Raw genomic sequence first — 17,762 nt, 5'->3', positions numbered from 1 at the left:
TCCAATTATGCCCACGCCGATCAGGAAAATCCTCATCGCCAATCGCGGCGAAATCGCCGTCAGGATAATCCGCGCCTGCCAGGACCTGGGGATTAGGTCGGTGGCGGTCTTCTCCGACTGCGACCGCACCGCCTTCCACGTGCGCGTCGCCGATGAGGCCTACTACGTGGGACCGTCGCCGTCGACCCAGAGTTATCTTGTAATCGACAACATCATCGCCGCCGCCAAACAGTCCGGTGCCGACGCCATCCATCCCGGCTACGGTTTTCTCGCGGAGAACGCCGAATTCGCGCAGCGCTGCGCCGACGAGGGGATCATCTTCATCGGGCCCAAAGCGGAGACGGTCCGTTTGCTGGGCGACAAACTTGAGGCGCGCGCTATGGCGTTAAAGGCCGGCCTGCCGGTGGTGCCGGGGACCGATATCGGCCCGAAAGATCTCAGCACGGCGCAACTGTTCGGCGCACAGGCCGGCTATCCTATACTGGTCAAGGCCGCGGCCGGCGGCGGCGGCAAGGGTATGCGGGTGGTCGAGTCCGCTGAAGCGTTCGCGGAGGCACTCGCCACCGCCAGCCGCGAGGCACAAGCCGCGTTCGGCGATGGCCGCGTGTTTCTGGAGAAGTATCTCGACGGGCCCCGGCACATCGAAATCCAGATCCTGTGCGATCAGTACGGCAACGGCATTCATCTGGGCGAACGCGAATGTTCTATCCAGCGGCGGCATCAGAAAGTCATTGAGGAATCGCCATCGGTGGTCATGACCGACGATCTCCGGAAGCGGATGGGCGATGCCGCGGTGAGTATCGCCAGGGCGAGTGGATATGTTGGCGCCGGCACGGTTGAATTCCTGGTCGATCCGGATTTGTCGTTCTACTTCCTCGAAGTCAACACCCGCCTGCAGGTGGAGCATCCGGTCACCGAGATGGTCACCGGGATCGATCTGGTCAAAGAGCAGATTGCCGTTGCCGAGGGACACGCGCTTCGCCTGAGGCAGGAGGATATCCAGATTCGGGGCCACGCAATCGAGTGCCGTGTCTACGCCGAGGATCCCGATGCCGGGTTTATGCCCAGCACCGGCACGTTGTACAATTACCGCATTCCCGCTGGGCCGGGGGTGCGGGTAGATTCCGGGGTGGTCGTGCATTCGGAGATTCCGATCTACTATGATCCGATGATCGCCAAGTTAGTAGTTTGGGGGCGGGACCGGGTCGAGGCACTCTCTCGCACCCGGCGGGCGCTCGAGGAGTACAATATCTCCGGCGTCAAATCGACTATCAGTTTTCATCGCGCCATACTTCAGAATGAGCGTTTCATCAGGGGGGACTTCTCAACCGGGTTTCTCCAGGAAGAGTACCCGGAAAACGACTACAGCACACACGATGACTCCCTGCTCGAGACCGCCGCGCTCGCCGCGGCCGTCGACCGGATGATCACCGAGCGGCGGATTTCCTTGTCTGACCCCGCCGCCCCCACGACAGCTTCGGGCTGGACACGCTTCTATCGCGGCCACGCCCTGCGCCGGTTCGGAGGTTCGCGCTGATGCCGCGCTATATAGCCAAAATCAAGGACCGCGAGTACGACATCACGCTCGATTATCTTGCGGACCGCGTGGTGGCCAATATCAACGGCCAGAAACGCGAGGTGGTCGTGCACCGCCTTCGTGACACCCGCTCCCTGGTGCTGATTGACAACCGCTCGTACGAGGTTGATATCAGGAGTAACGGTGCGGCGGGGGCATCGGCGGAAAAAATCGTCTTTTTGCGTGGTCGTGATGTTCATGTCACTGTCGAGAATTACGCCCTCGCCCAGATGAATAAGGCGGCCGGCAAGAGTTCGCCGTCGACAAGCGAAACGAGTTTCCGCGCGCCCATGCCCGGACTGGTGGTGCAGATACGAGTGCAGCCGGAGCAGGAGATCAAGGTCGGCGACCCGCTTATCGTGATCGAGGCCATGAAAATGGAGAATATCCTCAAGGCGCGAACTGCGGGTGTAGTCAGGTCAGTCCCGGTCGCAGTCGGAAAGTCAGTCGAAAAGGGCGACATATTGGTGGAGTTCGAGTAGATGGCCGCCGCGAAACGCACGACCACGTCGGGTATCGAAATCCCGCCGGTACTGACGCGCAGGGACATTCGAGAAATCGAGCCCGAACTCCCCGGCAAGTATCCGTTCACTCGCGGTATCTACCCGGAGATGTACCGTCAGCGTCCGTGGACCATGCGCCAGTATGCCGGGTTTGGCACCGCCGAAGAAACGAATCGCCGTTTCAAGTACCTCCTGGATAGGGGCCAGACCGGTCTGTCAGTAGCGTTCGATCTGGCCACGCAGATCGGCTATGATTCGGATCACCCGATGGCGCGCGGCGAGGTGGGTCGCACCGGCGTGGCGATTGACTCACTTGCTGATATGGAGCGGCTTTTCGACGGTATCCCACTCGACAAGGTGTCCACGTCGATGACAATTAACGCCACCACGGTCATCCTGCTGGCGATGTATGTCGCGGTCGGCCGCAAGCAGGGCGTACCTCAGGACAAGCTTTCAGGCACTGTGCAGAACGACATCCTCAAGGAGTTTGTCGCGCGAGGGACCTACATTTTCCCGCCACAGCCGTCGATGCGCATCATCACTGACATCTTCGCTTTCGCAGGCGAACACCTGCCGCGCTACAACACTATATCGATCTCCGGGTATCACATCCGTGAGGCGGGCGCCACCGCGGTACAGGAAGTGGCGTTCACACTTTCAAACGCGATTGCTTATGTGGAGGCGGCGCGCGCCGCCGGCCTGGATGTCGATGACTTCGCGCCGCGGCTGTCGTTCTTTTTCGCCGCGCACAACGACCTCTTCGAGGAGGTAGCCAAGTTCAGGACCGCGCGCAGGCTCTGGGCGAAAACCATGAAGGAACGGTTCGGCGCCAAAGACGAACGCTCCTGGTTGCTCCGGTTCCACACGCAAACAGGCGGCTCGACTCTCGCCGCGCAGCAGCCGGAGAACAATATCATCCGCACGACTGTCCAGGCCCTGGCGGCGGTGCTGGGCGGCACGCAGTCGCTGCACACCAATTCGTACGATGAGGCACTCGCGCTTCCGAGCGAGAAAGCGGCCGAGATCGCGCTTCGCACTCAACAAATCCTCGCATTCGAATCGGGCGTAACCGCCACCGCCGATCCGTTGGCGGGATCGTACTATATCAAGTTCCTGAGTGAACAACTTGAGACGAAGATCACCGCGGAGATGGCCGAGATAGAGCGGTCCGGCGGAGCGGTACGCTGTGTCGAAACAGGATACTTCCGCGATGCCATAGCCCGTTCCGCGTATGAGTACCAGCGGCAGGTTGAGTCCGGACAGACCACCATAGTGGGAGTGAATAAGTTCAAAACAGACAAGCCGGAGACCCCGGCGACTCTCAAGGTCGATCCGGAACTCGAAAGCAAGCAGATCGAGCGCCTGCGCAGGCTCCGCGCCGATCGTGACCAGTCCCGGATGCGAAACGCTTTGAACGGCCTTCGCACAACCGCCGCGGGCAAAGCGAACATCGTGCCGGCAGTGATCGACGCGGTCGAGACTTATGCCACGGTGGGCGAGATCTCCGACGCTTTACGTGACGTATGGGGTGAATATCATGACAATCGCTAAGCAGTATGTTACTTTGGTGATGTTTGGGCTGGTGGTGCTCTTGTGGGGATGCTCCTCCGATGACGCCAGGTCAGGCAGCGACAGCCCGTCCCCGGAAGAGGACCGTCAGCAGATCGAGGCCACGCTCGCCGAGACCGCCGTGCGCTGGCACTACGGCGACAAGGCGGTGCTGTACGAGCAGGAGTTTGAATACGTCCAGGTCGACTTCAGCTATGACAAATATCTCGAAGTCGAAAAGATCAGGCGCATGGAAGCGGATACGGTCAAAGCGTTTCTTGTCAAAAACGTCCATTTCTTCGGCCGTGATTCGGCGCGGGTGGCGGTCGACGTAGTCTTCGTCGGGCCGTCCGGCGCTACCACGTATCTGCCGCAAGAATGGACGATGTTTTATCATCGCGGCCGCTGGATTCGCCCCACCATGAGCACGCCCGCCGGACAGCAGGAATTCGAGGAGCGCCGCCGCAGGGCCGATTCCGCAGCCGCCGCCGAAGAGGACGAGGAGTGGTAAGACGGCATGTCGGCGCTGATATCTCATGTGGGGATTGCGGTCCGCGATCTCGACGCCGCCATTGAGAAATACCGCGCCTTGCTCGGTTGCGAACCGGTATCGGTTCATGACGTTCCCGACCAGCAAGTGAGAGCGGCCTTCTTTGACAGAGCCAACTCCCGTCTCGATTCAGGAGGGCGAGTCGAGCTGCTACAAGCGACCTCCCCGGACAGCCCGATAGCGCGGTTTATCGCAAAGCGGGGCGAGGGGCTGCATCATATCTGTATCTATGTGGATGACCTTCCGGAGACCCTGGCCCGGCTCAAAAGCTCCGGCAGACGGCTTATAGACGAAGTGCCCCGGATCGGCGCGGATGGACATCGTATCGCGTTCGTCCACCCTGCCGATACCCACGGGGTGCTGTTCGAATTGGAAGAGCGCTGAGCTCGACCGGGCGTCGGGCGCGGCTTAGCTGATTGGAGCCGCCGCGGAAGTAACCGCCTTCTTGCGCCGGGGTCTTAGGAGGAGCAGACCCAATAGTCCCATAGCGACAATTGCGAGCGGCCAGTAGGACATCGCCGCACCCGCGAACACTTCGGACTCATACTCGCCGCGATACGCGAAATTGTCCTGAACGAACCTGACCTGCTCTTTTACCGCCGGATAGACGACCCCGGCTGCCTTCCCCCAGATGGTAAATAGGATCTGGCGCTGGTCCGGTGTGCGGTAAATGACTCCCTTTATGCTGTGTTCCAGCGGCACGCTGCTGAGGCTGTCGAGCGACGCAAACTCGAGCACGAAGCCGGTGCGGTACTGGTCGTAAAACCCGGTGGAAACCCGCAGTTGGCCTCCCGGGAGGGCTTCTATGACATCGTCGACCACCAGGTCGACCGATTTCCTCAGTTCGCGTTCGTTGGCGATTATTTCGCTTTCGCCCAATTCGGAGCGGAATATCAGGATTTCGGCGGAATCGTTGCAGTGCACCAATTGCGCGGGCAGGGAAGACGTATCAGACGCCAGATGCCACCCGGCAGGAACAGGGATTTCCAGCTCGCCGGCCACCCGGACAAACTGGTTGGCCGAGACGCCTCCCGCCGCCATAGCAGCCAGCGCCAAGCATCGAACCGCCGCTTTCATAGGGACATAATCGGATCAGAACAGCCCGTCGTTTACCGGTAATTCTCTCGGCCGTGCGTGGTGAAGAGTGCCCCCGACTCGATCGGGGGTCCTCGTCCACCACGACCCGGTATACGGTCAGTCGCGCTTGCGCCGGCCCTGTACAGGAAAGTTCCTTGTCAGGCAGTCTTCGACCTGACCGACTCTTGACCGAATAAACTGCTCCCTGTCAACCGCCGGGCGATAGACAAAATTCCGGCCGTCCTTGTCACGCAAGAGAAGGCCTTTTTGAACAAGCCGGTTGAGCACGGTCATCACGGTCGTATAGGCGGCAGTTTGGTTTGGTTCAAGGAGCGCCAGCGCGCTCTTGACGGTCAGGCTCTGGTGGCGCCAGGCCAGTTCCATCAAGCGGGCCTCGGTCGGCCCCATAAATACGCCGATCCCCTCGCCGGTGATATCGAAGTAGAACGGCTCGGCCGTCATCTCAGCGGTTCTTCTTGCCGCTCCTGAAAACAAAGTCCAGGCCGAGAGCAATCAGCACAGCGGGCAGGAGAAACTCCCAGGCCGAGCCTTCGAGAACGCCCGCTTTCTGAAGGATCATGAGCGTCCCGATGATCAGTAAGAGCACTCCGGTGAACATAGGCACTGTCTCCTTTCGCGAACAGGTCGGCGTAATCACATCACACCAGACCGGTGGGACAACAAAAAGGTTGTGGGGACAGTCTCGTTTGAAGCCAATTGGCGGCAGTTTCGAGTTAGCTAACCTGAAGCGCAGCCTCTTTATTCAGCAGGCCTTGCCAGGCTGAAGTTGAGCTCTATTCCCTGTTTCTCCGGCATATCCGGTCGTTCGCCACCCAGCGGGCCACCACGCATCCCGCCGCCTTGTCTGCCCCCGCCCATTCCGCCGTCCGGAATTCCGCTGGGAGGGCCACCCTCTGTTCCCCCAATCATCCCGAATCCGCCGCCGGGTCGTCCTCGATGCGCCTTCACGTCACCCCAAACCGCGCTCAGCTTGATCCTGTCGCCAATCTCGGCGCCGAGACCATAGTTAAGCACCGCCCCTTCGAGCAACGGGATTGAGAACTCATAGACAAACATTCCCTGATCCATTCCGAAATTAGCCGCGGGTCCCTCGGAACCATCTACCGGTATTTCCTTCTCTTCGATACGGTCCTTTATGTAGCAAGTAAACAAACGGTGGTCTTCCGGACCGAGGTCATCCGGTCGCTGCGCATCGGGGAAAACGGAGTCGCTTCTGTCGCTGCCCGCTCTTGGGTCGAGATGCCTCATCTGTTCCAGAGTCGGGCCGCCTCGGTAGGTAAGGACGAAAGTGCGTTTTTCTCTGGACGGTGTCTGGAGAGTCAGTTTCAGACCCGTCACTCTGATTACCCGCGCCCATTTGGCGTCGCGGAATCGCCACAGTAAATACAGTCTGGTCGAGTCGTTGGCTACACCGATTACTGCGTTTTGCTTGTCAAAGTATTTTGGTGACAGATCGGTCCAGTCTTCAGCAAGCCCGTCTACATTGACAACACCGTGAACCCAAGTCGAGTTAAGGTCAGCCTTTTCCTTGGCAGATAATTGATTAACCAGAACCATGACTACGGGTACTGCGAACGCTAGGACGGTTAGCCGGAGTCGGTTGTCAGTTTTCACGAAAGTACCTCCGCATCAGTGATGACGAGCGGCTTGCTTGTCGCCGCACGCGTGGTATGTCGTCTATCCCGCGTTAAACGCGGTCACTCACGGTTGTTGTGACACGTCCAGCGAACCAAAAGATTAATGGGAAGAAACCAATGCACGGACGCACTATTCCTCAAAGGAGTCAGTCAATCGCTTTCAGCCTTTGCACGACAACCTTAGCAATCTCCTCCAGCATCCGGCGGTCATTATCGGTGAAATTCGACGGCTTATCCGAGTCAATGTCGATCTCACCTATACAAGTCTCGCCGTCCATGAGCGGCACGACAATCTCGGAACAGGTAGTCAGGGAGCAGGCCAGAAAGCGCGGGTCGGCGTTGACGTCATCCACTATTACGGTCCTCTTCTGAGTCGCCGCCGCCCCGCATATGCCCTTATTTAGTTCGATTCGTATATGTTCAGTTACCGGTCCAATGTACGGCCCCACCTCGAGTAAGCCGTCCCGCATCATGTAAACACCGGTCCAGTTGAAATCAGGGGAGAAGGCGTCGATCAGCTCGACTGCTTTCTTTAGAATCTCATTCTCCGTTCCGAGACCGGCGACGGCGTCTTTCACCGAGTCAATCAGTCTTTGTCGTCTGAGATCCACTATAATCGCTCCCTGATAGCACGCAAATTGGCAACAGGCGTCTCTGGTGGAATCGAACAGCCCGGCCCGATAATCAGGCGGGTAGGTTCAAAGCGCTCTTTGAGTTCATCGATCTTGTACCTGATTTCCTCCGGCTCGCTCTGCTGCAGCCAGCCGTTGTGGTCGACCCCGCCCACCATGACTTTGGGGCTGAGGATATCATTGGCCTTGTCAAGCGGCAGGTTAGTCGGGTCGTTGGCCTCCCAGTTGACCAGCGCCGCGTTGTACTCCAATTGAGTCAGTTCTCGCAAGTAGTTGTTCGAGCTGCAGACGTGCAGAAGATTGAGCGCGTCTGACTCGGTCGCTTTGATAACTTCAAGGTCGTACGGCACTCCGAATTTCTGATATTCCTCCCAGGTAATCATATCGCCGCTTGCCCATTGGGTGGTGGCGAAAAAGAGGCCGTCGGCTCCGGCGTTCCGCAGCTCCGAGACGAATCCCTTGAACGTATCGGTAATGGCCCGCAGAGCCGTTTCGACCAGTTCGGGTGATTTACGAATATGCTCTACGAGCGTCTCCTGCCGTTCCACCATCCGCCCGGCGACAGCCAGGGGTGTAAAGGCAGTCATCAGAATCGGCAGCTCGGGGTCCGACTTACGCCGGATGAGCGAGACGACTTTCAAGTGCTCGACTAGTGCCGGGGTCGATATCGGCAGCGATTTGATCTTGAACCAGTCCTCGGGCCTGCTCACCGGGAAGTTGCTCTTGACGTGCTTCTTGAATTCGTCGTGGGACCACTCTTGCAGCAATCCCCAGCCCTCGACATGGTAGTCCGCCCTGGGGTTGATCTTCATGAAGTCCCAGTCGAATTCCTTCTGGAAATAGAGCATCGCCTCGGCGGTGCCCTCGGCGAAGTGCTCCCGGTGGAAGAAATGCCGCCAGAACGACGCGGCGTGGCGGTCCGGTTTCTCGCCGGCAAGGATCATCTGGAGGCGTTCACGATGAGAGTACTTTTCGCGTCTCAAGTCTCGGTTCGCTTTCTCCTGTGGTGCTGTTTCAAAGCGCAAACAAATATTGGAACGGTCCAATATAGGCGCGGTTCCGGGCGGCGTCAAACCTCCTGTAGAAAGTATGAGCAGAGTCCGTGCCCTTGGTTCACCGTCCCCAAACGCTGCCGAAAATGGTGTTTATAGAATAGAAATACGCCCCAGGAGCAGCTTTTCGGAATTGACCATACCGGCCAAGATTCTCGTGATCGACGACGAAGACTCCATGTGTCATTTCATGGAGATCATGTTGACCCGTGAAGGGTACGCCGTCGATGTCACCACCTCCCCGCGCGAGGGAGTTGCCCGCGTGCGCGACGACAATTTCGATTTGATCATTGCCGACCTTAACATGCCGGAGATGACCGGAATCGATGTGCTCAAAGAGGTGCGGTCGTTCAAGTCGGACCAGGAGTTTATCGTGATGACCGCGTTTGCCTCGGTGGACACGGCTATCGAGGCCATGAAACAGGGCGCGGCCGATTACATCACGAAGCCGTTCAAGGTCGACGAGATCAAGCTGGTTATCGAGAAATCGATCAGCCGCCGCAAGCTTATCGGCGAGAATATTACGCTGAAGAAACAGCTTCAGGGCGATCACTCGTTCGACAATTTCATCGGGCAGGCCGAGTCAATGGTCAAAGTCAAGAAGCTGGCCACCCGCATTGCGGGCTCCGACTCGACAGTGCTGATCAGGGGTGAATCGGGCACCGGCAAGGACCTTGTAGCGCGGGCGATACATTCGCTCTCGCCGCGCTGCGGCGGGCCGTTTGTAACTATCAACTGCGCTGCCCTGCCGGAGACCCTGCTCGAGACTGAACTGTTCGGCCACAAGAAGGGCTCGTTCACGGGCGCCATAAAAGACAAGGACGGCCTGTTCAAAGTGGCGTCCGGCGGGACGTTCTTTCTCGATGAGGTCGGAAACACCTCGCCGGCGATCCAGGTAAAGCTGCTGCGGGTACTCGAAGACAAGAAGATTATCCCGGTAGGCGACACCAGGCCTATCGATGTCGACGTCCGTCTTATCGCAGCGACCAACGCTGACCTCGAGGAAGACGTCCGCGACAGCCGCTTCCGCGCCGACTTGTTTTACCGGCTGAATGTGATCCCGATCGATATCCCGCCGCTGCGTGAGCGTATGGACGATCTGCCGCTGCTGGTGGATCATTTCGTGCGGATGTTTGCGGAGAAGACACGAGCGCGTCCCCGCCTGGTTTCCGATGCCGCCATGGAGGTGCTGCGGCGCTACTCGTGGCCGGGCAACGTGCGAGAACTGGAAAATGTCATCGAGCGGGCAATTCTGCTCAGCCGGTCGGCAACTCTCGAACCGAGCGACTTTCCGGAGAAGCTGATCCGTTCCGAAGAGACGCAGCTGGTTAGAGAAGTTGCGCCGGTGACACCGACACTGGAGTCGATCGAAAAGGCGTATATCCATTATGTGATGACACAGACCGATGGAAAGAAAGCCGAGGCGGCGCGAATACTCGGAATCGACACGTCGACACTGTACCGTAAAATCCAGCGTTATGATCTTCCCACGGGCGACAAGAAGAAGTCGCCGGGGCGGAAGGCGGACAATGATTCCGAGTAGTCGAATATTGAACAGCCTGCCGGAACGCGGCTTGCATGAATCCAGGGGAAACCGGACGGACGTTCTGTCCGCCCAAGAGGTGGTTTATGAATAGAAGGTTGTTCCGACAGAACGGCTTTACGCTTATTGAGTTGATGATAGTCGTTGTCATCATCGGCATTCTCGCCGCCCTGGCTATTCCGCGCTACGGGCAGTCGGCTATTCGCGCCAAGCAGGGCGAAGCCCAGTTGATTCTCAAGCAGGTCTGCACCATGCAGATGCTCTACCGGGCGTCGTCCCCGACCAACAGCTACTGGTCGACCGGCGCCACCGCCAACGCGGGCAATCCGATGGCCTTTAACGCGATCGATGTCGAGATTCCGTCCAACGCCCGCTACGACTACACGATCCAGTTGGTGGGAGCCGATTTTGAAGCCACAGCCTCGGCCAACCTCGATGAGGACGCCACTCTCGATACCTGGACCATCCACGCCGACGGCGTGATGACCTGCACCTCCAACGACGCCACCGGTTAGCTTCTAATCATTGTGCTGTCGGGCGGCTCCGCCCGACAGTCTCCGGTTTCATCCCCGGGGCCCCACCCTGTGGAGGTTGTCCCAGAAGTTAGGAAAGTTGCGGCAGAGCCTGCCCCGGACTTGATCCGGGGTCCTTGTCCCGGCCCGATGCAAGAGGGACGGGACTGAGACCGCCGCACGGTGGCCCACCCGCTTGCGGGTGGGATTGGATCGAACCCGCCGGACTGACGATGTCGGGTTTCGCGCTCAATTGGACAAGGCGCGGAACCCGGCCTACGTTTCTGCCCGGCAGTCCCTTGTTGCATCCCTGGTGCCCCACCATTCGGGTGGGACGGCTCGGCTGGTCACTTTTCGCCCACAGGACCGGTTGGGTCGGCCTAACCATTGCAGAGTGCAAAAAATCATGGCAATCTGCGGGGCGACTCAACAGCTGTCATGCTCAAGGATGGGAGAATCCGAATTGTTATGGCCGGTTCATCGGCGCGACCCTCTGTCAATCAAGAGCTTAAGATTAGGCCGGTATGTGCAATTTTCGGCGACCGGCAGGGCATAAGCATTGCCTAATGATAAAGCGAAATGCAACGGAAACCGATTATAGGATGCAATAACAACAACCTTTAAGGAGGCATGATGTTTTCCAAGTTCCACAACCGTCAGAAGGGTTTCACCCTTATCGAGCTGATGATCGTGGTTGTGATTATCGGCATCTTGGCGGCCCTGGCCATTCCGCGTTTCATGGCTGCCACGGTCAAGGCTAAGGAGTCTGAGGCCAAGACCATTCTGAAGCAGATCTTCACGCTGGAGCGGACCTATCGTCAGGAGCAGGGCGCATACTCGAACGACCTGAACGCGATCGGCTTTGATGTCCCGACCAACTCACGGTTCATCTATGCCATCGACGCCGCCGCAGCGAACACCTTTACGGCCTCGGCGACCCCGGACGGTACCGATGCTGACCTGGTGACCACGTTCACCATCAACGAAGACGGCACCATCGCTCCGTAACCCTCGCGTTCAGAGCCTGGATCAAGCGAGAGGCGTCCCGCCACGGGGCGCCTCTTTTTTGTGTGCCGAATCGGTCGCCATCATTGTGGTTGACCGCAGAACAAAAGTTGCCCTATTGTGATGTCACGATGAAATCGATTCTCGCCACAGTACTCATCGGGCTAAGCCTCGGAGCCGTCGCCGCAGGTCAGGAGACGCTGACCGATTCCGAGCAGTTCGGACTCGAACACCTGACCGAATTCCTCGGCTTGAAACCATCGGATATCGCCTTCCGGTCTGACTATACCGACCCGGATTCGCTCCGCCTCCGGTTGGTGGCCGGTCTCATGCGCAGTCCTCTGCGCGTACACGGGTATGTCGCGTCGCTGCGCAACGCCCATGTCAGGGGGCAGCCGGATATTCTCGCCGGTGTCATCCACGCCGACATGGCGCTGGAATACCAGAGAGAACGCGGTCGGCCGCACCGACCGGAACTGGCGGAAATCCGCGATCACTATACTCTGGCCTACACCAATCTGGCCCTCAACGGGCTGTTGACCAAGGCCGCCGCTTACTTGGACGCCATCTTCCCCGGCTCCACCGCGCTGGCCCTGCCGGATTTGACTGACAGGCAGCGCCGCTATCTCACCGCGGAATTCCGCGATGTTCTCGCCATGAGAGAAGATGAGGAATTTCTGTCGGTGGCGGGGGCGGATTCTCTCGAAAAGAAAGAGGAAGCGTATGTCGAGGAATTCGTGAAGTTCGCGGGCAAAATCCAAAAGGACCCGATTGTCTCTGCCGGAGTGGATTGCCTACGTGACATTCTGCCGGATATCGCGGCTGTTCGCGCCGAGGCCGCCAACAACGCAAACGTCGATAGAATTCTGGCCACCACCGGCTACGTTCCTAAGGACCTGGTGGACGCCGCGTATTTGGGGCGGCAGCCAGGCTGGAAAGTCGGTGGTCCCGGCAACGATTATTACCAGGGCGATTACAAGTTTATTCTCGACATAGGCGGCGACGATATCTACGTTCTCACCTACGATCCGTCGAATCCCCACGGCGTGATCATCATCGATCTGGCGGGAGATGATCTCTATCGCGCCGGGTCGGATTTCGCGCTTGGGTCCGGTTGTCTGTCGGTGGGGCTGCTGCTGGACTATGCCGGCGATGACCGGTATGATGCCCGTTCGTTCGGTCTCGGCTCCGGATGGTTCGGGCTGGGGTTGCTCTACGATGCCGCCGGCGATGACCGTTACGACGGTGATACCCACGTGCAGGGAGCGGGTACATTTGGGGTCGGACTCTTGATTGACGACGGCGGGCGGGACATCTACAACGCCGCCGTTTTCGCCCAGGGGTTGGGCTTTGTCGAGGGTGTCGGGCTGATATTCGAAGCCGGCGGTTCTGACTCTTACTACGCCGGCGGGAAGTACAAAGATATCAACCGGTACGAGGATCACTACCTGTCCATGTCACAGGGGATGGGATATGGCATCAGGCCGTGGATATCCGGCGGCGTGGGAGCGATTATTGATCTCGGCGGCAGCGACAACTACACGGCTGATATATACGGACAGGGGTCTGCGTACTGGTGGTCGCTGGGCGTTCTCTACGATTCCGCCGGACTCGATTCGTATCAATGCTACCAGTACGGTCAGGGCGTAGCCACCCACATGGCGATCGGTTTTCTGATGGACGAGAGCGGCAAAGACGGATACTACGGCAAAGGGGTCATGCAGGGGTGCGGACATGACTATGCCTTCGGCTGGCTGCTTGACCGCGGCGGCGATGACACCTATACCGGCTATGACAAGGTGCAGGGCGACGGCTCCGCCAACGGTATCGGGCTGCTGATGGATATCGCCGGCGCCGATCGGTACTTCAGCTCGAATCCGACTCTCAGCCAGGGGGCCGGCGATCCCCGACGGGGCTTTGGTTCTATCGGTCTGTTTATGGATTTAGGCGGGAAGGACCAGTACGACGGGAACGGTCGTGACAATTTCTATTGGGAAGCGGTCCGCGAATATGGCGGCGGGATGGATATCGAGTTGAGCCCGGTGGATTCGGTGGCGAAGGGGGATTGACGTCATGTCGTTAGAGACAACAAGAGGCCGGCTTGTGCGTGGTGGACGTCCTCGTCCACCACGGCTCAAAGACAATACTGTAGGTCGGGATGCTTGTCATCCCGACGGTCGAATCGTAGGGCAGAACCCCAGGATCGATCGGGTCAGCGAGCGACCGGCGGTTCTGCGATCATCCCTTTCCTCCTGCATCGGCACCGGCCCTGACCTGTCGCTGCTTCGCGCTCAGGGTCGACGGCGTCAGGTCACCGCTCGACCCTGTCCGCTGCGCGGAACCGGATCGAGCTCAAGACCTGACGCAAGCGTTCGCGTGAATGTGATTCTCGCGCTTGCGCTGGTTGCCATAATTGTGTCTGTGGCACTCGCTCCGGCCGTAAACGCCCAAAGCGGTTTTGAACGCACCCTCGACTCGCTTTTCGTGGTAGCGTCATCGGCCGAGATTCAGTACCAGGATATGCGTGATTCGGCCATGAATCAGATCGCAGCCTACGGCGTAAACGCCGTACCGTACCTGATCGACAAGTTGTCCACCAAGTCGAGCTGGGACCGCTGGACGCTGATCTGGATCTTCCAGCGCATAGGATCACCGGCAGTACCGTTGCTGCTCGAAGCCCTCAGGCGGCCCGACGATTTGGTGGTTCAGCGTGTTGCCTGGGCGCTGGGCGATATCAAGGATACGTCAGCGGTCGACGGACTTATCGGCGTCTGCGGACACTCGTCGTGGCAGGTGCGAGATGAGGCTATCGCCGCGCTGGGGCGCATCGGTCAGGCACGGGCATCAGGCGCTGTCTTGCGCGCGCTCGAAGACACAATTGGTCAGGTGCGGAAATCGGCGGTGGTTTCGTGTGGCCAGTTGAGAGTAGCCGAGGCGGTCGAGGAACTTGTGCATCGCCTGGGAGACGATTTCTACGGGGCACGGCTTACCGCTGCAAATTCGCTGTTGCAGTTGGATACCGCCGCAGTACTGAGAGTTCTCAAAGATTCGTTGGAATCCACAAATCCTATGGTCGGACACATGGCTTGCCGGGTGCTTGGCAGGATCGGCGGAGACGAAGCCCTTTCGCTGCTGATCGAGCAGGCCGAGTCCATCGACCTGGTGCGCCGCGCTCACGCGGCGGTTGCGCTGGCGAAAGCCGATCCCAATGATGAGTGCGCTTTTCGCCGGCAGTATCTCGAAACCGAGCCGGACCGCCTGGCCCGTCTGCAAGTGGAGTCGACTATCCGGGCAGCGCAACATGGACAATGATCGACTCACAGAACGCCTTTCTCGCGTAAAAAACCTGGTAGCCAAACCACAACACTGGGCCAAACCAACAGCGATCCCGCCCCGATATGAGCGACTGGCCGGGGCAGTCGGCGGTCAACTGGTTCCGGCGCCGTCCGGCAACTATGTCAAAGTAGTCTCGATTTATCCGTTTGGTTTCGAGTTTGGTTCGACGTGCCTTCAGCGTCCGGCGGACGGATCATCCGTAGCCGTAGCGTCATACACGGCGCTTGAATGCGAGGGAGAGGTGGCGCTGGGCAGGCTCTTGTTTATCGACACCGAGACTACCGGTCTGAGCGGCGCGGGGGCGGTACCCTTTCTGGTGGGGTGTGGTTCGCTGACCCAAGCCGGGTTCGAGATTCGGCAGTATCTGCTGCCGGAATATACCGACGAGGCCGCCATGCTGGAGCAAGTGCTGGCCGAGCTGGGCGGCGATCGGACTCTGGTCAGCTACAACGGCGCAGCGTTTGACCTCAACCTGATTCGGGATCGGTTTATCGTTAATCGGGTAGCTCGCGATGTTCCGTGCGCCGGACACTTCGACCTGCTGCACCCGGTCCGGCGTCTGTTCAAGCGTCGCCTGAATGACTGCAGCCTGACCAGTATCGAGCGCGAAATCTTCGGCTATTATCGCAGTGACGATTTACCCGGCCACTTGATTCCTTCGGTGTATTTCGACTGGCTGCAGACCGAGTCGGTTGAATTCCTTCCTGCCGTGCTCGAGCACAATAAGTTGGACATACTATCCCTCTTCTTTCTCCTTCTGCATGTCGACAGCGTTTTCCGCAGTGAGGGCGCCGTGCTCGACTTTGCTGAAGACATCTACTCGCTCTCCCGCGTTTATGGTCGTCGCAGGCGCCACCAAGCCGTGATCGCCAACTTCGAGACCCTTCGGAGGAGCATAGGGCCGCCGTTGACCGACGAAATACTGCTCTTTCACTCAATGGCGTTCAAGCGTCAGGGGGACTGGGCCGGGGCGCTCGAAATCTGGCACAAGCTGGCTGAAGGCACCGGCCCGGAAGCGGCTGTGGCCGCGCTCGAACTGGCAAAGCACTATGAGCACCGGGAGGGAGATATGGCTCTGGCCCTGGATAATGCCCGCAAGGCAGGACGGCTTGATCTGTCCAGCCGCCAGCGGAAGCTGCTGGAGCTTCGGGTGGCCCGGCTGTGTCGGAAACTGGCCGTCCGAACCAGATAACTACAACACTCATAGTCGCTTACAATCCGCCGATAAAGAGCGTAGGAGGCAGCCCTATGGTGCACGACGCTATTAAGAAGGTTCTCGACGACGGGCTCAAGCTCTACGCCCTGCCACAGACGCTAGCGGAGGTTCTTAAGGTCGTTTCAGACGAATCTACCGGGGCCGACGATCTGGCGAAAGTTCTGATGCGCGATCCGGCCATAACCGCGCGGGTGCTTCGCGTGGTCAACTCGCCGTTCTACGGGGTCGGCCGCAAGATCGGATCGGTGTCACAGGCGGTGGTCACAATCGGTATGCGCCAGGTGACGGCGCTGGCGTTGTCGACCTCGGTCTATTCCATGACCGAGCGCTGGCAGTCATCGTTCGACCGGGTCCGCTTCTGGCGGCATTCGCTCGAGGTGGCCATCGCAGCGCGTGTACTGGCTGAAAAGATCGGCTACAAAAAGGTCGAAGAGATGTTTGTCGCTGGGTTGCTCCACGATATCGGCCTGTTGGTGCTGGAACGGTCCTTCGCCGACCAGTACCAAAAACTATGGAAACAGTCGCTCGGCAACGGCTCACTGGTGGATCTCGAGGAAGAGGCCTGGGGCAGCAACCATGCGCGGGTCGGCCAGTTCCTGCTGGAACAGTGGCAATTGCCGGAGTCGATTTGCCAGGCGGTAGGCCATCACCACACGGTCTTTTCGCCCGGAGCAGCCGATGCCGAACTAATCCCAAGCCAGATTGTCAACCTGGCCAACCGGATATCTAAGTTCCGCATCGCTGACCGTCAGGCCGGCGTGGATCCGGCTGAACGAAACAACCGTGAGATCATCCGCGAGAACCTTCGCTTGTCCGTGGAGAACCTCTGCGCCATCGAGAAACAGCTCTTCGCCAGCACGGTGGAGGAGTCCAAATACCTGGAGATCGATATTGGTTCCACCGAGGAGATACTCAAAGAGGCAAACCTGCTGCTATTTCAGCAGTACTCGGCGGTCGAGACGCTTCTGGAAGAGAACCGTCGTTTCCAGACTCAGTTTGCAGGGGAACAGGTGAAGACCGGCTTTCTCGAATCACTGAAGGCGACCACATCGGCATTTACCGAGTACATAGACGGCATCACCAGCGCGATTCTGCTCCAGGTAAGCGAAGTCGAGGCCGGGATCAAGAACGGCTCGATAATTGACCCGCGCGGCCTGGTGGCCCAGTCGGCCAAGGCAATCACCAGCGAGATGCAGGCCGTCAGCGCCGTCATGGCCGAGATGAAGCGCCTGACCCGTACCGAAAGCGCTCTCTATTATGACCAGAAGGGTGTCGAGGCGGTGGAAAACAGAATCAGAAGCAAACTGAAATCGCTGGACCGCCCGGTGGGGGTGGCGTAGGCACTACTTACGATTGCAGAGTGAGACCGCTTCCCACTCACATATCCGGCGCCACAAAAGCGGTCGGTGCACCAATACAGCTTTGAGCTAGTGTCTTGTCCCGTCAATAGCTTTACATAGTCGGTTGATTTTTCCGAGGATGGAATCAGCTGTGGCGGTCCAGACAAAGGGTTTGGTCGTGGCATTGTAGTGAGCAATGAAGGTTTCGATGTGG

General features: G+C 58.8%; 19 protein-coding genes. 12 read left to right on the top strand and 7 right to left on the bottom strand.

The genetic code is table 11. From position 1 onward, the window contains the following. The first annotated feature begins 7 nt into the window (after nt 1-7). Genes accC through mce form a run of 5 tightly spaced genes read left to right on the top strand, consistent with a single transcriptional unit; the run spans nt 8 to nt 4,561 of the window. Nucleotides 8-1,537, top strand: a complete 1,530-nt coding sequence (gene accC, locus AB1772_04290; GenBank protein MEW5795561.1) for an acetyl-CoA carboxylase biotin carboxylase subunit — start codon at nt 8-10, stop codon at nt 1,535-1,537. Further along, entirely contained in the window at nt 1,537-2,058 is a 522-nt protein-coding gene (locus AB1772_04285) for a biotin/lipoyl-containing protein (GenBank protein MEW5795560.1), read from the top strand. The genes accC and AB1772_04285 overlap by 1 nt, the downstream gene beginning before the upstream one ends. Beyond that, nucleotides 2,059-3,630 (top strand): methylmalonyl-CoA mutase family protein, encoded by a 1,572-nt coding sequence (locus AB1772_04280; protein ID MEW5795559.1) that lies wholly within the window; start codon nt 2,059-2,061, stop codon nt 3,628-3,630. It abuts the gene before it with no gap. After that, complete coding sequence (locus AB1772_04275; protein ID MEW5795558.1) at nt 3,617-4,138, top strand: hypothetical protein; 522 nt, start codon at nt 3,617-3,619, stop codon at nt 4,136-4,138. The genes AB1772_04280 and AB1772_04275 overlap by 14 nt, the downstream gene beginning before the upstream one ends. A 6-nt stretch (nt 4,139-4,144) precedes the next feature. After that, the gene (gene mce / locus AB1772_04270; GenBank protein MEW5795557.1) at nt 4,145-4,561 is read left to right on the top strand and encodes a methylmalonyl-CoA epimerase; all 417 of its coding nucleotides are present in this window, start codon (nt 4,145-4,147) and stop codon (nt 4,559-4,561) included. Nucleotides 4,562-4,585: 24 nt separating this feature from the next. On the opposite strand, the gene AB1772_04265 is transcribed toward mce, so the two are convergent. The 6 genes from AB1772_04265 to AB1772_04240 all read right to left on the bottom strand — a co-directional run bounded on the left by AB1772_04265 (nt 4,586) and on the right by AB1772_04240 (nt 8,527). Next, a complete protein-coding gene (locus AB1772_04265; protein MEW5795556.1) occupies nt 4,586-5,254 on the bottom strand; it encodes a hypothetical protein in 669 nt (222 codons plus the stop codon). A gap of 117 nt (nt 5,255-5,371) precedes the next feature. Then, complete coding sequence (locus AB1772_04260; GenBank protein ID MEW5795555.1) at nt 5,372-5,716, bottom strand: BlaI/MecI/CopY family transcriptional regulator; 345 nt, start codon at nt 5,714-5,716, stop codon at nt 5,372-5,374. A gap of 1 nt (nt 5,717) precedes the next feature. Beyond that, entirely contained in the window at nt 5,718-5,873 is a 156-nt protein-coding gene (locus tag AB1772_04255) for a DUF5668 domain-containing protein (protein ID MEW5795554.1), read from the bottom strand. Between the two features lie 140 nt (nt 5,874-6,013). Continuing rightward, nucleotides 6,014-6,889: a hypothetical protein gene (locus tag AB1772_04250; protein MEW5795553.1), complete on the bottom strand. Its 876-nt coding sequence runs from the start codon at nt 6,887-6,889 to the stop codon at nt 6,014-6,016. Between the two features lie 169 nt (nt 6,890-7,058). Next, nucleotides 7,059-7,523 (bottom strand): GAF domain-containing protein, encoded by a 465-nt coding sequence (locus AB1772_04245; GenBank protein MEW5795552.1) that lies wholly within the window; start codon nt 7,521-7,523, stop codon nt 7,059-7,061. After that, complete coding sequence (locus AB1772_04240; protein MEW5795551.1) at nt 7,523-8,527, bottom strand: uroporphyrinogen decarboxylase family protein; 1,005 nt, start codon at nt 8,525-8,527, stop codon at nt 7,523-7,525. Before AB1772_04240 ends, AB1772_04245 begins: the two co-directional genes overlap by 1 nt. Before the next feature lie 106 nt (nt 8,528-8,633). On the opposite strand from AB1772_04240, the gene AB1772_04235 reads away from it, so the two are divergent. The 7 genes from AB1772_04235 (at nt 8,634) to AB1772_04205 (ending at nt 17,548) form a co-directional block, all read left to right on the top strand. Continuing rightward, nucleotides 8,634-10,139 carry a sigma-54 dependent transcriptional regulator gene (locus AB1772_04235; protein MEW5795550.1) on the top strand — a complete coding sequence of 502 codons (1,506 nt, stop codon included), beginning with the start codon at nt 8,634-8,636 and terminating at the stop codon, nt 10,137-10,139. Nucleotides 10,140-10,225: 86 nt separating this feature from the next. Beyond that, entirely contained in the window at nt 10,226-10,654 is a 429-nt protein-coding gene (locus AB1772_04230; GenBank protein ID MEW5795549.1) for a prepilin-type N-terminal cleavage/methylation domain-containing protein, read from the top strand. A 630-nt stretch (nt 10,655-11,284) separates the two neighbouring features. Beyond that, nucleotides 11,285-11,659 carry a prepilin-type N-terminal cleavage/methylation domain-containing protein gene (locus AB1772_04225; protein ID MEW5795548.1) on the top strand — a complete coding sequence of 125 codons (375 nt, stop codon included), beginning with the start codon at nt 11,285-11,287 and terminating at the stop codon, nt 11,657-11,659. A 128-nt stretch (nt 11,660-11,787) separates the two neighbouring features. Further along, complete coding sequence (locus AB1772_04220) at nt 11,788-13,725, top strand: hypothetical protein (GenBank protein MEW5795547.1); 1,938 nt, start codon at nt 11,788-11,790, stop codon at nt 13,723-13,725. Nucleotides 13,726-14,032: 307 nt separating this feature from the next. Next, entirely contained in the window at nt 14,033-14,968 is a 936-nt protein-coding gene (locus AB1772_04215) for a HEAT repeat domain-containing protein (GenBank protein ID MEW5795546.1), read from the top strand. Next, the gene (locus AB1772_04210) at nt 14,958-16,184 is read left to right on the top strand and encodes a ribonuclease H-like domain-containing protein (GenBank protein MEW5795545.1); all 1,227 of its coding nucleotides are present in this window, start codon (nt 14,958-14,960) and stop codon (nt 16,182-16,184) included. The genes AB1772_04215 and AB1772_04210 overlap by 11 nt, the downstream gene beginning before the upstream one ends. 56 nt (nt 16,185-16,240) lie before the next feature. After that, the gene (locus AB1772_04205) at nt 16,241-17,548 is read left to right on the top strand and encodes an HDOD domain-containing protein (protein MEW5795544.1); all 1,308 of its coding nucleotides are present in this window, start codon (nt 16,241-16,243) and stop codon (nt 17,546-17,548) included. Between the two features lie 87 nt (nt 17,549-17,635). Here AB1772_04205 and AB1772_04200 read toward each other — a convergent pair. Next, nucleotides 17,636-17,762, bottom strand: a 127-nt coding sequence (locus AB1772_04200) for an IS630 family transposase (GenBank protein ID MEW5795543.1), incomplete at its 5' end; no start/stop codon positions are given.

It is taken from the genome of Candidatus Zixiibacteriota bacterium (assembly GCA_040752815.1).
Taxonomy (GTDB): Bacteria; Zixibacteria; MSB-5A5; order GN15; family FEB-12; genus JAGGTI01.
Note: the sequence above shows the minus strand (reverse complement) of the source record. Positions and strands in the feature narration are given on the sequence as shown.